Here is a 13,278-nt window from a genome sequence, read left to right on the forward strand (position 1 = left end):
GCTTTGCGGCCCCAAAATTCTGACCCTTTTACCCCACCCAGTGATAAACCGGCGCATCCACGCCACTTTCCACTTTCACTTCACTGCTGTGCCGCAAGCGCACCAGCAGCCGCTTGCCCGCCGCCGCACTCCCCGCCAGTCCCTCCAGCCTGTCCAACAATTCCGGCCCGCTCATCTGCCCCGCCAGGCGCAACACCTCACGTGCGGCAGTCCATTGCCCATCATCCTGTCTCGATGCCGCCACGGTTTGCGTTGCTGCGGCCTGCGCCACCACTGGCACCTCAACCTGCCGCCCCAACTGCGCCCACTCCTCAGGCGCCAACTCGATGGTCAGGTCCACCGGCCAGTTACCAATCTGTCCACGAATTCTCATGATGCATTCCTTGAACCCAGGTCAATGCACCCATGCTACCGCAACATGAAACCTGTGCCACGCAGGCTGGCGGCGCGCAGAAAAGTTGTTATAACATAACTCATTCCTTCAGCCCGCCCCGGAGCCGTCCATGCGTCGCCTGCTGCTTGCCCTGCCCTTCGCCTTGCTGCCACTGGCCGTGGCCCATGCCCACGATGACCATGATCACGACCACGCCCATGGCACCCTCGGCGCCCACGAGCATGGCGTCGCCAAGCTCAACGCCGTGCTCGATGGCAATACCCTGGAGCTGGAACTGGACAGCCCGGCAATGAACCTGGTCGGCTTCGAACATGCCGCCAACAGCGACGCCGACAAGGCCAAGGTCGCCGCCGTGCGCCAGCAGCTCGAACAACCCCTGAAGCTGTTCGGCCTTTCTGCTGCCGCTGGCTGCAAAGAGGATCAGCGAGAACTGGAAAGCCCGCTGTTCGGTGACGCCCCGAAAGCCGACGAAGATGGCGACGAACATGAGCACGGCCACCAGCACAGCGACATCGGCGCCCACTACCAGCTGACCTGCGCCAACCCCGACAAACTGGCGCAAGTGGACCTCGCGCCGCTGTTCAAGGCCTTCCCGGCCACCCAGAAGATCAACGTGCAACTGATCGGCCCGAATGGCCAGAAAGGTGTGGAAGCCACGCCGGCCAAGGCAGCGGTCGCTTTCTGAATGAGCCAGTCGCTGATCGAACTGCACGACCTGGTATACGCCTGGCCAGGTCAGCCGCCGCTGCTGGATATTCCGGCCTTCCACCTGGACACGGGTGAAGCCCTGTTCCTCAAGGGCCCCAGCGGCAGTGGCAAGACCACCTTGCTGGGCCTGCTGGGCGGCGTGAACGTACCGGCTCAGGGCCGCATCCAGTTGCTTGGCCAGGACCTTGGCAGCCTGGGCCAAGGGGCGCGTGACCGCTTCCGCGTCGACCACACGGGTTATATCTTCCAGCAGTTCAACCTGCTGCCGTTCCTGTCGGTACGCGAAAACGTCGAACTGCCCTGCCGCTTCTCAAGCAGCCGCAAGGCCCGCGCCGAGCAGCGCCATGGCAGTGTCGACCAGGCAGCCAGCACGCTGCTGGCCCACCTGGGGCTGGATGACTCCGGCCTGCTCGCCCGCCGCGCCGACAGCCTGTCGATCGGCCAGCAGCAACGGGTGGCCGCCGCCCGCGCACTGATCGGCCAGCCCGAGTTGGTGATCGCCGACGAACCGACCTCGGCGCTGGACGCCGATACCCGTGAAGCGTTCATCCGCCTGCTGTTCGAAGAATGCCGCGCCGCCGGTGCCAGCCTGCTGTTCGTCAGCCACGACCAGAGCCTGGCGCCACTGTTCGACCGCCACCTTTCCCTGGCCGACCTCAACCGCGCCGCCAAGCCCCGGGAGGCCTGATGTACCTGCTCCGCCTTGCCTTGGCCAGCCTGGCCAACCGCCGTTTCACCGCCTTCCTCACCGCGTTTGCCATCGCCCTGTCGGTGTGCCTGCTGCTGGCCGTGGAGCGCGTTCGCACCGAGGCCCGCGCCAGCTTCGCCAGCACCATCAGCGGTACCGACCTGATTGTCGGCGCCCGCTCCGGCTCGGTGAACCTGCTGCTGTATTCGGTATTCCGCATTGGCAACGCGACCAACAACATCCGCTGGGACAGCTTCCAGCACTATGCGCAGGACCCGCGGGTGAAGTGGGCGATCCCTATCTCGCTGGGCGACTCGCATCGCGGCTACAGGGTGATGGGCACCACGACGGATTACTTCGAGCATTACCAATACGGCCGCCGTCAGCACCTGGAATTGAGCCAGGGGCGTGAGTTCGCCAGCGACCCGTTCGAGGTGGTACTTGGTGCCGAAGTCGCCGAGGCATTGCACTACAAGCTGGGCGACAAGCTGGTGCTGGCCCATGGCGTGGCAGCGATCAGCCTGGTCAAGCATGACGACAAGCCGTTCACCGTGGTTGGCGTGCTCAAGCGCACCGGCACACCGGTCGACCGCACACTGCATATCAGCCTGGGCGGCATGGAAGCCATCCATATCGACTGGCACAACGGCGTACCGGCCCGTGGCGCCGGGCGCATCAGTGCAGAGCAGGCACGCACGATGGACCTGCAACCTGCCGCCATAACCGCGTTCATGCTGGGCCTGAACAACAAGATCGCGACGTTCAGCCTACAGCGGGAAATCAACGAATATCGCAGCGAGCCGCTGCTGGCGATCCTGCCTGGGGTGGCCCTGCAAGAGTTGTGGAGCCTGATGGGCACGGCGGAACAGGCGTTGTTCGTGGTGTCGCTGTTCGTGGTGCTGACCGGCCTGATCGGCATGCTCACGGCCATTCTCACCAGCCTCAACGAGCGCCGGCGAGAAATGGCAATCTTGCGTTCGGTCGGGGCCAGGCCGTGGCATATCGCGGGGCTGCTGGTGCTGGAGGCACTGTCACTGGCGGCGGTCGGGATCGTGGCCGGACTGGGCTTGCTGTATGCGGGTATCGCCGTGGCACAGGGGTATGTGCAGGCCAACTATGGGTTGTATTTGCCGCTGGCCCTACCGAGTGCCCATGAGTGGACGCTGCTGGCTATCATCCTGGGGGCGGCGTTGCTGATGGGGAGCGTGCCAGCTTGGCGGGCCTACAGGCAGTCGCTGGCCGACGGCCTGTCCATTCATCTTTAAGAGCCTGTAATGATCAGAAACCTCACTGCCGTCTTCGCGGGCAAGCCCGCGAAAAGGCCGGCAATGCACATGCTGCTGACCCTGTTGTTGCTGGTAGCGATGCCTCTATGGGCCGCCGAGCCCAAAGAGCTGGACTGGCCCGCCCTGATCCCCGAAGGCGCCCCGGTCATCCCGCCGCAATTGGCGCCGTTGCATGACATGTCACAGCTCAGCAACGCCCTGTCTGCCGAATCCGCCCCACCCGCGCGCCAGCAGGCCCCCGACGCGCCGGTGGTAAAAAGCCTTGATGGCCAGCAGATCAAGTTGCCCGGCTACATCGTGCCCCTGGAGGTCAGCGAGGAAGGCCGCACCACCGAATTCCTGCTGGTGCCTTACTACGGCGCGTGCATCCATGTGCCCCCACCACCGTCTAACCAGATCGTGCATATTTTCAGCGAAATGGGCGTGCGCATCGAAGACCTCTACCAGCCCTACTGGATCGAGGGAAAGATGCAGGTTAGAGCCTCCAGCAGCGAACTGGCCGATGCCGGTTACCAGATGGAGGCCGAGAAAATCTACGCATATGAGCTGAGATGAGAACTGTTTCGAATTCATGAAGACGCTTCTTTGAGCTGGGTCAAACTTTCTGTTTAACCAGCTCCGTACCATTGGACTACTCGATTAATAACGTCCTTTGGGAGCTTCCATGAACAAGTCCTTGCTCGGCGCCTCGCTTGTGGCCCTTGCGCTCGCCGCCCCTGCCGCCCACGCCTACCAGGCAGGGGACATGATTTTGCGCGCAGGCGCCATTACCACTGCCCCGAACGAGAGCAGCGGCGACCTGAAGTTCGACGGCAACAAGGTGTCGGGCACCAAGGCGACCCTGGACAGCGATACCCAGCTGGGCCTGACCTTTGCCTACATGCTCACCGACCACATCGGCCTGGAGCTGCTGGCAGCCACCCCGTTCAAGCACACCGTGGGCGTAAAAGGCCTGGGCGGCGGGCTGGACGGCAAGCTGGCAGACATCAAGCAACTGCCACCGACCCTGTCGCTGCAGTACTACCCAATGGAGCCGAACTCGCGCTTCCAGCCGTACGCCGGCGTGGGCATCAACTACACCCTGTTCTTTGACGAAGACTTGAGCAGCGCACGCAAGCAACAAGGCTTCAGCAACCTCAAGCTGCAAGACTCGGTCGGTATTGCCGGCCAGCTGGGCATGGACTACATGCTCACCGACAACCTGCTGGTCAACGCCTCGGTCTGGTATGTCGACATCGACACCAAGGCCAGCGTCAACGGCCCGACCGCACTGGGCTACAGCAAGACCAAGGTCGACGTAGACGTCGACCCGTGGGTGTACATGGTCGGCCTTGGCTACAAGTTCTGACCGGAACACGGCAGGGCGGCTTCGGCCGCCCTTTCTCGTTGCAGCCACAGCCAGTACCCCAGCGCGACCGCACTGATGGCCATGCCAAGCCCACACACCGCAGGCCACCCCCATCGGGCATACACGCCGCTCGCCAGCACCGCACCCAAGCCGCTACCGACCGAGTAGCAGCACATATAAGCACCAATCAATCGGCTAGCCATCGCACCACGCCCTGCCAGCAACACGCTCTGGTTGGTGACATGCACTGCCTGCACGGCGAAGTCCAGCATCAACACACCTAGCACGAAGACCATCAGCGACTGCCCGACAAAGGCGGTGGGCAACCACGACAGCGTCAGCAACGCCAGCGCCAGCCCGGTGGTGCGCGCTCCCAGCCCCAGGTCGGCCAAGCGTCCAGCGCGCGCTGCCGCCAACGTACCCGCCACGCCTGCCAGACCGAACAGGCCAATCTCGGTATGGCTCAACGCCAATGGCGCAGCGCTGAGAGGCATGACCATGGCGCTCCACAGCACGCTGAACGCGGCGAAGATCAATACGCCGAACACACCGCGCTGGCGCAACAGCCTGTCGTGCCGAAACAAGCGGAATTGGGACACGATCAGCGCCCGGTAACCGGGACGCTGCACCAACGGCTGCCCGCTTGGCAAACAGCACCACAGCACCAACGCCAGTATCAGCAACAGCACTGCGGCCACTAGATAAACACTGCGCCAGCCGGCCAGGTCAGCCACCCCACCCGCCACCAGGCGCGCCAACAGAATGCCCAGCACCACGCCGCTCGTGACGGTGCCTACCGCTTGCCCTTGCTCACCAGGCGAGGCCAGGCTGGCGGCATGCGCCACCATCACCTGCACCATCACGGCCATCAGCCCGGTGATGGCCAGTGCCAGCAGCAGCATAGCCCAGTTTGCCGCCATGCCGACGCCGACCAGCGCCAAGGCCGAGAATAGCAACTGGCCGAGCAACAGGCGTTTGCGGTCGATCAGGTCCCCAAGCGGCACAATCAGCAACAGCCCCAGGGCATAGCCCGCCTGGGTTGCACCCACTACCCAGCCAATCTGCTGCTGTGCCACACCCAGTTCGGCGGCCATCGATTCGAGCAAAGGTTGGGCGAAGTACACCGTCGCCACCGCCATGGCGCTGGTGATGGCAAGCAGCAGGGTTATCCAGCGTGTCATCGGGATGGCCTCAACAATGTAGTTTCGAATTGAAACCACTTATGGCTATTTAGCAAAAGTGGTTTTAATCTGCAACCAGACATTCAGGACAGGCCTGCAACATGCTCGATGAAAACAATGCGCAATGCCCGGTAGCCCGTGCCCTGGAGGTACTGGGTGACCGCTGGGCACTGATGATCCTGCGCGATGCCTTCGATGGCCTGCGGCGTTTCAGCGAATTTCAGAAGAACCTGGGGCTGGCGAAGAACATCCTCGCCTCACGGCTCAAGCTGCTGGTGGAAAGTGGGTTGCTGATGACGCAGCCCGCTTCGGATGGCAGTGCCTACAAGGAATATGTGCTGACCGAGAAAGGGCGCTCGGTGTTTCCTGTGGTGGTGGGCCTGAGGCAGTGGGGGGAGCGGTTTTTGTTTGAAGCGGGTGAGGTGCGTTCGGAGCTGGTCGATGCTGTCAAAGGGCAAGCTATCGAGAACTTGCAGGTACGAGCTTTGGACGGGCGGGTACTGAAGGCCGAAGATTGCCTGCGCCGAGTGGTGCGGCATGGATGATTCTGGGGCCGCTTAGCGGCCCCAGCGTTTTCAGCTTTTACCCAGAAGCCGCGCCAGCCCTTCAACCATTGGCGTCGCCTGCGGGAAATCGAACCGCGCCAGCAAGCGCTGGTTATCCGCCCGCGAATGGCGAATGTCACCCGAACGCGCCGCCACATAGCTAATCGCCGGCAAGCTCCCCACCACCTTCTCCAGCGCCGCCAGCAACTGGTTCAGCGAAGTGGCCTGGTTGAGGCCGATGTTCACCGCGCCCTCCTCCACCTGCGGCTGTTCCAGCGCCTGCACCATCACCTGCACCAGGTCACCCACGTAAAGAAAGTCGCGGGTCTGTTCGCCATCACCGAAGACGGTGATCGGCAAGCCCTGCACCGCGCGCTCGCAGAAGATGCTGATTACCCCGGAATACGGCGAAGACGGGTCCTGGCGTGGCCCGAAGATATTGAAGAAGCGGAACACCACCGGCTCCAGGCCATGCTGACGACGGTAGAAGTCCAGGTATTGCTCACTGGCCAGTTTGTCCACGGCGTAGGGGGTCAGCGGCGCCTTGGGCGTGTCTTCGGCAATCGACTCGCCCTCGCCATTGTTGCCGTACACCGCTGCACTTGAAGCAAACAGCACCCGGCGCAGGCCATGCACGCGCATCGCTTCGCACACGTTAAGGGTGCCGATGAAATTGCTCTGGTGTGTGCGCACCGGGTCTTCGACCGAGGCCTGCACCGAGGCCACTGCCGCCAGGTGCACCACGGCACTGCAGCCGGCTGCGGCCTGGGTGACCAACCCGGCATCGGCAACATCGCCTTCGATCAGCTCCAGCCGTGGGTGGTCGACCTGCAGGTTACTGCGCCGGCCAGTGGAAAAGTCATCGAGAATGCGTACGGCGTAGCCTTTGTCCAACAACGCATCGCACAGGTGGGAGCCAATGAAGCCGGCACCGCCGGTGATCAGGATGGGGGCGTCAGCCATGGCGGTAGAACCGGTCCAGTAGAGGCGGCAGGCCGGCGCGCCAGGCACGCGGCTTGATGCCGAAGGTATGAAGGATTTTCTTGCAGGCCAGTACCGCGTGCTGCGGCTCTTCGCTGGCATCCGGCCGTGCGGCATGAGCCTGCGGCGTTGGCGCCTGAACCGCGAGCTGGCGGTACTGGCCCGCTTCGGCAAGGATCGCCTGGCCTAGCGCCAGCGGCGTGGTCGCCTCGTTGCCGGCGTAATGGTAGGTGCCCCACAGCGGCGCACTGCAATCGAGCTGCTTGAGCACCGACAGGATCACCCGCGCAGCATCGTCGACAGGTGTCGGGTTACCACGCCGGTCATCGGCCAGCAGCAGCTCTTGCGGTTGCTCGGCACGGGTCAGGAAGCGGCCCAGCGACCCGTCGATGCTTTCGTCGAGCAACCAGCCAAAGCGCAGTAGCACATGCTGCGGGCAGGCCGCACGCACGCTCTGTTCGATGCGCCACAACGCCTGGCCACGCAGGCCCAGCGGCACTGGCTCGTCCTTTTCGCTGTAGGCCGTGGCCCGCGAACCGTCGAACACGCGGTAGCTGGAAGGCTGTACCAGGGTGATCTGGTGGTGCTGGCACAGCTCTGCGAGCCGCTCTACTGCCCGCTCCTGTTGAGCCAGGCGCTGTTCGCTGACCGACTCGGCCTGGAACCAGTCGAAGTAATAGGCCAGGTTGACCACGGCGTCGGGGCGGTGATCGTCGAGCAACTGGGTGAGGCTGGCCGGCGTCCAGCCGTTTTCGGGCGGGCGCGGCGCCAGGAATGCGATGTCCTCCTCGGCCCCAAGACGAATCAGCGCTTGCCCGAGGGCATTGCCACCACCCAACAGCATTAGGCGCATACGCATAGAGTCAGCAGATCCGGAGAGGTTGATAAAGGAAAGGGGTCATTTTGCGGTTTCCGGGCGGGGAAGTCCAACCCTGAGGCTGACAGCAGCATCACGGACGATTCCTACCACGACCATAGAGTTTCCCTACAAGCCAGAGAGGGGCAGCCCTACATCATCAGTAAAAAATATGTGGCTAAATGCTCAGCGTTCTAACAAAAAGTTTCACCTTTCCCTACAGACAAGGAAAATAACAATGACAGGGGTAAACACCAAGGCAACACCTGAGGTTCTTCGCCTAACATTCAGCAAACTGCCGCTATTGGAGGCCCGGATGCCGCTGGGGCTGCTGCAATGTCAAGCTACCAAGCACAAGTTATAAAACGGTCACTAAATGTTGAGCAACTCCACCTATTAAAAATGTTTGCCTCCGGAAAAGCAGCAGCACTGGAGTTCGCTGCAATGCTGCCTCCGCTCTTCGATCCTGTGCCAGAGAGCCTGGCAAACATTGACACCATGAACGACGACCCCGTTATCATCAACATGGCCTCACGAAACCAAATTCTTTTAAGCCTTGTAGACTACCGCTCATTCGCATTCGATATTGACAATTGCGGAATGCAAGTACGCCTAGTCGGTAATTTCAAAGGGGGCGGTAAATGGCTGCTACGCAATGAATCCAAACATCATCAAGCCGAAATGAGTTCCCACGGACAACCGGAGGTTGCTGGTTCGGCTATTCGGCTACTCGCCTGATGCCCAACCTGTGATGCTGCAACAAGACCCCCTGATCGTACGCGGGTAAGGTGGGAGCAAAATGGAAATTGAAGTCTCAATACTCTTGGTGCTGGCGTCAGTCGCATTGCTCGCTGGCTTTTTCGATGCAATTGCAGGAGGCGGGGGTTTACTGACGTTACCGGCCTTTTTCATTGCAGGTATTGATCCATTGTCTGCTATGGCTACCAACAAATTTCAGGCTTCATCCGCCAGTGTTTCAGCGGTGTGGGCGTTCGCCCGTAAGCGAATGATCCAGTGGAAGGTAGGCCGGCCAATGGCCATTCTGTCATTCACAGGTGGTGTTGCAGGTGCCTTGTCGATCAGTATGCTCGACAAAGCCATCCTGGAATTAACCGTTCCAATCTTGCTAATTGCAGTTGCAAGCTATTTTGCATTCAGTCCCAAGCTTGATGCACGGGATCGTAAGCAGCGCATGTCGTCCTTAAGCTTTACGCTGGTGATTATCCCAATCATTGGTTTTTACGACGGCATTTTTGGTCCAGGCACCGGTTCATTCTTCATGGTGGCCTTTTCCTTGCTGCTGGGTCAGCAACTGATGCAGGCAATATGCAATAGCAAACTGCTTAACGCATCTTGCAACCTTGGTGCCCTGTCAGTCTTTGCCTTCAGTGGCGCAATTATATGGCCCTTAGCCTTAGTAATGGCATTTTGCGCCATTCTTGGCGCCCAACTCGGCGCACGGTGTGCGCTTTACTTTGGGCCACGGCTGATCAGACCATTGCTCATCACTGTCTGCTGCCTGATGTCCTTGAGGTTGTTGTTCAATGATGGGCACGCAGTTGGAGAATGGTTACGGCAATTTTGAGTGATGGTTGAATGTATTTTGAGCGGGGCCCGCGCTTTTACGACTGTGTGGCCCCGGCATAGCCGGACCAGCAATTGGTTCAATGCAAGCGCTACATCTATTCAATCTCAAACAAACTGTTGCGCAATGGCCCCACACTCAACCGTTCACGTACATCGTCATCTATACGTGGATCATCCGGCCGGTACAGTTTTACCTGCCGATAGGCATTGATGCGATTGATCTCTTCCCCCAGATACTCCCACACCACCCGGGTACAGGCCGGGTTGCGTCGGTCGCCGCTGGACACTCCAGCCTTCAGGCCATTCAGGCGGGTGATGCGGCTTTTGAAGCTGGGGATGAGGATGGTCTGGCTCATTTCGTTGTACGTGAGCGACTCGTAGTCGATCAGGAACAGCCGGTCCTGCAACTGGAACGCAGCACCCAGGTAGCGGCAGCGTACCTCGGCGTGCTGGTCGGTGGTGCTGGAGCGTTCCTGGCGTTCCTGGCGCTCGAACAGGAAGCGGCCGCGCTCCTCCCACAGGTGCACCAGCGACACCAGGATGGTGCCCGGCACCGACATGCAGTTGGAATACTCGAAGTAGTAACCGCAATAACGCGACAGGTTGCCGGCGTGGTCGTGCAGCGGACGGAACAGTTCGCTGATCGGGTCGCTGGGCTGGTCGGCCAGCGTCGACACCCGTGCGCCGATGAGCCTGGCGAACTGCTCGGCCGGCAAATTCAGTTCGTAATCCTCGACGCCGAAGAAGTCACCGATGCGCTTGAGGTTGTAAGCCGTCGGACGGCTCTGCCCGCTCAGGTACTTGTTGAACTGTGCCCGGTTGATCGACAGCTGTCGGCAAACTTCGGAAATAGAGCGGTAGTGGCTGCAAGCCAGCTTGAGGTTGGTAGCGAAATGATCGCTCATGTGCGGGACCCAGGTGACGCGAATGACGCCATTGTAGCATCAAGTCGCGCCAACTGAGACCAACCCGCGAAATTGTAACCACTCTTGTCATGGCCAACCATGCGCCCCAACGAATAGCGGTGCGCCTGCCGTCCGCTGGTCTTTCCACACGAAGAATAAGAATCGAGGTCATTCTCCAATGCTCGAAGTACTCAACGATTTCCTCTCGGGGAAACTCCTCATCGTGCTGATCGTAGGGCTGGGTAGCTACTTCACCATCCGCTCCCGATTCGTTCAGTTCCGCCATTTCGGCCACATGTTCGCCGTGTTCAAGGAATCGCTGCGTGGCCAGGCAGGCCAGCTGAGCTCCTTCCAGGCCCTGATGCTGAGCCTCGCCGGCCGCGTCGGCGCCGGTAACATTGCCGGTGTCGGTATTGCCGTGACCCTGGGTGGCCCAGGTGCCGTGTTCTGGATGTGGGTCACCGCATTGGTGGGCATGTCCAGCAGCTTCTTCGAATGTACCCTGGCCCAGGTGTACAAGCGCGCCGATGGTGACGGCCTGTACCGTGGCGGCCCGGCCTACTACATCCAGCATGGCCTGAAGCGCAAAGGCATGGCCATCGTGTTCTCGATCCTGCTGCTGGTCACCTACGGCTTCGCCTTCATCGGCCTGCAGTCGTACACCGTGACCCACTCGCTGCAGAACGCCTTCAACTTTGCCCCGAGCCAAACCGGTATTGTCCTGGCCGTGCTGCTGGCAATCACCTTCATCGGCGGCATCAAGCGCATCGCTGCGGTGTCGGACCTGCTGGTACCGGTCAAGACCCTGGCCTACATCGGGGTGACCCTGTACGTGATCGGCACCCAGATCGAACACGTGCCAGCCATGCTGGAAACCATCTTCAAGAGCGCCTTCGGCCTCGACCCAGCCTTCGGCGGCCTGCTCGGCAGCGCCATCGTCATGGGCGTGAAGCGTGGCGTGTTCGCCAACGAAGCGGGCCTTGGCAGTGCGCCAAACGTCGCTGCCGTGGCTGCGGTGAAACACCCGGGCGCCCAGGGCGTGGTCCAGGCCTTCAGCGTGTTCCTCGACACCTTCGTGATCTGCACCTGCACCGCGCTGCTGATCCTGCTGTCGGGCTTCTATACCCCGGGCTTCGAGGGTGACGGCATTGTCCTGACCCAGAACTCGCTGGCCGCCGTGGTCGGTGACTGGGGCCGTGTGTTCGTCAGCGTGGCACTGTCGCTGTTCGTGTTCACCTGCATCCTCTACAACTACTACCTGGGCGAGAATAGCCTGCAGTTCCTCACCCGTAACCGCGTGGTACTGATGGTGTTCCGTGGCCTGGTGCTGGCACTGGTGGTCTGGGGCTCGATGCAAGACCTGTCGACCGTGTTCGCCTTCGCCGACATCACCATGACCTGCCTGGCCTTCGTCAACCTGGTGGCCCTGGCCCTGCTGTTCAAGGTCGGCCTGCGTGTGATGCGCGACTACGACGAGCAGCGCAAGGCGGGTATCCAGCAGCCGGTGTTCGATTCGACCAAGTTCGCCGACCTGGACCTGGACCGCAATGCCTGGCCTGCCAATCCGCAGGCGGAAACAGCCACTGACAAAACAGTCGGCCAAGCGCAGCCTCAGCGCTGATACGCTGCCCTGCCCAGCCGCCCCTTCTGCGGGCGGCTTTTCTTTCTCCGCTCACCGCTACGGATGTTCTCCATGCGTGCCGTAAAGAATCTTCTCGTTCTCTATACCGGTGGCACCATCGGTATGCTCGAAACCCCGGAAGGCCTGGCGCCAGCCGGTGGTTTTGAAGCACGGATGCGCGAGCACTTCGCGCACATGGCCGATGCGCCCCAGCTGCAATGGACCCTGCAGGAACTGAACCCGCTGCTCGACAGCGCCAACATGCAACAGAACAACTGGCTGGCGATGCGCGATGCCATTGTCGATGCGGTGGATGTGGCGGGCCATGACGGCGTGCTGGTGCTGCACGGCACCGACAGCATGGCGTACAGCGCTGCGGCATTGTCGTTCCTGCTGCTGGGGCTGCCGGTTCCGGTACTGCTGACCGGCTCGATGCTGCCGGCGGGTGCCGCTGACAGCGATGCGTGGGCCAACCTGTGTGGTGCGCTGCGCCAGTTCGAACATGGCCTGGAAGATGGCGTGCGGCTCTACTTCCATGGCCAATTGCTGCATGGCTGCCGGGCCTCGAAGCTGCGCAGCGAGGCGTTCGATGCCTTTGCGGCGCTGCCGCGCCATCGTGATGGTGAGCATGCCGACATGATCCCTGCCGAGCTGGGCTACAAGCAGCCGCGCAAGCCGGTCAACCTGGCGGTCGTGCCGGTGTTCCCGGGGCTGCAGGCCGGGCACTTGCAAGGCTTGATCGACAGTGGTGTGCAGGGGTTGCTACTGGAATGCTACGGCAGCGGTACCGGCCCATCGGATGACCAGGCATTGCTGAATGTACTGAGCGCGGCGCGCCAGCGCGGTGTGATGCTGGCGGCTATCAGCCAGTGTCCTGAAGGTTCGGTGGTGTTCGACACCTATGCGGCGGGCAACCGCTTGCGCGGTGCCGGATTGGTCAGTGGTGGCGGCATGACCCGTGAGGCAGCGCTGGGCAAGATGGTTGCGCTGTTGGGGGCGGGTTTGGATGTGGATGCTGCAGAGCAGTGGTTTGCTCTGGACCTGTGCGGGGAACGGGCCTGAACAGGCGAAAGAAAATGGCGGAAGGCAGCGGGAGTCGAACCTGCCCGGGAACGGCTGCCGTCCCCAACCGGGTTTGAAGCCCGGCCGCGCCACCGGGCGCGATTGCCTTCCTTGAA

Annotated in this window: 15 protein-coding genes and 1 tRNA gene; 10 read left to right on the plus strand and 6 right to left on the minus strand. The window is 61.5% G+C overall.

Annotated features, from left to right (window positions below):
* Positions 1-28 precede the first annotated feature (28 nt).
* Positions 29-373, minus strand: coding sequence for a hypothetical protein (locus tag FHW75_RS26015; RefSeq protein WP_016715350.1), 345 nt, complete (start codon positions 371-373; stop codon positions 29-31).
* Between the two features lie 130 nt (positions 374-503).
* Here FHW75_RS26015 and FHW75_RS26020 point away from each other — a divergent pair, with 130 nt between their 5' ends.
* The 5 genes from FHW75_RS26020 (at position 504) to FHW75_RS26040 (ending at position 4,424) form a co-directional block, all read left to right on the plus strand.
* Positions 504-1,079, plus strand: a complete 576-nt coding sequence (locus FHW75_RS26020) for a DUF2796 domain-containing protein (protein WP_019096674.1) — start codon at positions 504-506, stop codon at positions 1,077-1,079.
* Positions 1,080-1,790, plus strand: a complete 711-nt coding sequence (locus FHW75_RS26025) for an ABC transporter ATP-binding protein (protein WP_016715348.1) — start codon at positions 1,080-1,082, stop codon at positions 1,788-1,790.
* The gene (locus tag FHW75_RS26030; protein ID WP_027609836.1) at positions 1,790-3,055 is read left to right on the plus strand and encodes an ABC transporter permease; all 1,266 of its coding nucleotides are present in this window, start codon (positions 1,790-1,792) and stop codon (positions 3,053-3,055) included. The genes FHW75_RS26025 and FHW75_RS26030 overlap by 1 nt, the downstream gene beginning before the upstream one ends.
* A 63-nt stretch (positions 3,056-3,118) precedes the next feature.
* Positions 3,119-3,631, plus strand: coding sequence for a DUF3299 domain-containing protein (locus FHW75_RS26035; protein WP_026020315.1), 513 nt, complete (start codon positions 3,119-3,121; stop codon positions 3,629-3,631).
* 109 nt (positions 3,632-3,740) lie between these two features.
* Entirely contained in the window at positions 3,741-4,424 is a 684-nt protein-coding gene (locus FHW75_RS26040; protein ID WP_014589498.1) for an OmpW family protein, read from the plus strand.
* Here the strand turns inward: FHW75_RS26040 and FHW75_RS26045 are convergent.
* Complete coding sequence (locus FHW75_RS26045; protein WP_027615787.1) at positions 4,412-5,605, minus strand: MFS transporter; 1,194 nt, start codon at positions 5,603-5,605, stop codon at positions 4,412-4,414. The genes FHW75_RS26040 and FHW75_RS26045 overlap by 13 nt on opposite strands.
* Positions 5,606-5,706: 101 nt before the next feature.
* On the opposite strand from FHW75_RS26045, the gene FHW75_RS26050 reads away from it, so the two are divergent.
* Positions 5,707-6,150 carry a helix-turn-helix domain-containing protein gene (locus FHW75_RS26050; protein ID WP_019096680.1) on the plus strand — a complete coding sequence of 148 codons (444 nt, stop codon included), beginning with the start codon at positions 5,707-5,709 and terminating at the stop codon, positions 6,148-6,150.
* Positions 6,151-6,180: 30 nt separating this feature from the next.
* Here the strand turns inward: FHW75_RS26050 and FHW75_RS26055 are convergent, their stop codons facing one another.
* Both FHW75_RS26055 and FHW75_RS26060 read right to left on the minus strand, forming a co-directional pair.
* A complete protein-coding gene (locus FHW75_RS26055; RefSeq protein WP_016715344.1) occupies positions 6,181-7,113 on the minus strand; it encodes an NAD-dependent epimerase/dehydratase family protein in 933 nt (310 codons plus the stop codon).
* Positions 7,106-7,990: a sugar nucleotide-binding protein gene (locus tag FHW75_RS26060; protein WP_019096681.1), complete on the minus strand. Its 885-nt coding sequence runs from the start codon at positions 7,988-7,990 to the stop codon at positions 7,106-7,108. The genes FHW75_RS26055 and FHW75_RS26060 overlap by 8 nt, the downstream gene beginning before the upstream one ends.
* Before the next feature lie 333 nt (positions 7,991-8,323).
* Here FHW75_RS26060 and FHW75_RS26065 point away from each other — a divergent pair, with 333 nt between their 5' ends.
* Positions 8,324-8,725 (plus strand): hypothetical protein, encoded by a 402-nt coding sequence (locus FHW75_RS26065; protein WP_183675164.1) that lies wholly within the window; start codon positions 8,324-8,326, stop codon positions 8,723-8,725.
* 61 nt (positions 8,726-8,786) lie between these two features.
* Positions 8,787-9,572 (plus strand): TSUP family transporter, encoded by a 786-nt coding sequence (locus FHW75_RS26070; RefSeq protein ID WP_016715340.1) that lies wholly within the window; start codon positions 8,787-8,789, stop codon positions 9,570-9,572.
* 97 nt (positions 9,573-9,669) lie between these two features.
* Here the strand turns inward: FHW75_RS26070 and FHW75_RS26075 are convergent, their stop codons facing one another.
* Positions 9,670-10,479 (minus strand): helix-turn-helix transcriptional regulator, encoded by an 810-nt coding sequence (locus FHW75_RS26075; protein ID WP_016715339.1) that lies wholly within the window; start codon positions 10,477-10,479, stop codon positions 9,670-9,672.
* Positions 10,480-10,657: 178 nt separating this feature from the next.
* Here FHW75_RS26075 and FHW75_RS26080 point away from each other — a divergent pair, with 178 nt between their 5' ends.
* Complete coding sequence (locus FHW75_RS26080; RefSeq protein WP_060499558.1) at positions 10,658-12,100, plus strand: sodium:alanine symporter family protein; 1,443 nt, start codon at positions 10,658-10,660, stop codon at positions 12,098-12,100.
* 63 nt (positions 12,101-12,163) lie between these two features.
* Positions 12,164-13,162, plus strand: a complete 999-nt coding sequence (locus tag FHW75_RS26085; RefSeq protein WP_177325295.1) for an asparaginase — start codon at positions 12,164-12,166, stop codon at positions 13,160-13,162.
* 15 nt (positions 13,163-13,177) lie between these two features.
* On the opposite strand, the gene FHW75_RS26090 is transcribed toward FHW75_RS26085, so the two are convergent.
* Positions 13,178-13,273: transfer RNA gene (locus FHW75_RS26090), tRNA-Sec, on the minus strand.
* Between the last annotated feature and the right edge of the window lie 5 nt (positions 13,274-13,278).

Source organism: Pseudomonas sp. OG7, assembly GCF_014192825.1.
Classification (GTDB): Bacteria; Pseudomonadota; Gammaproteobacteria; order Pseudomonadales; family Pseudomonadaceae; genus Aquipseudomonas; species Aquipseudomonas monteilii.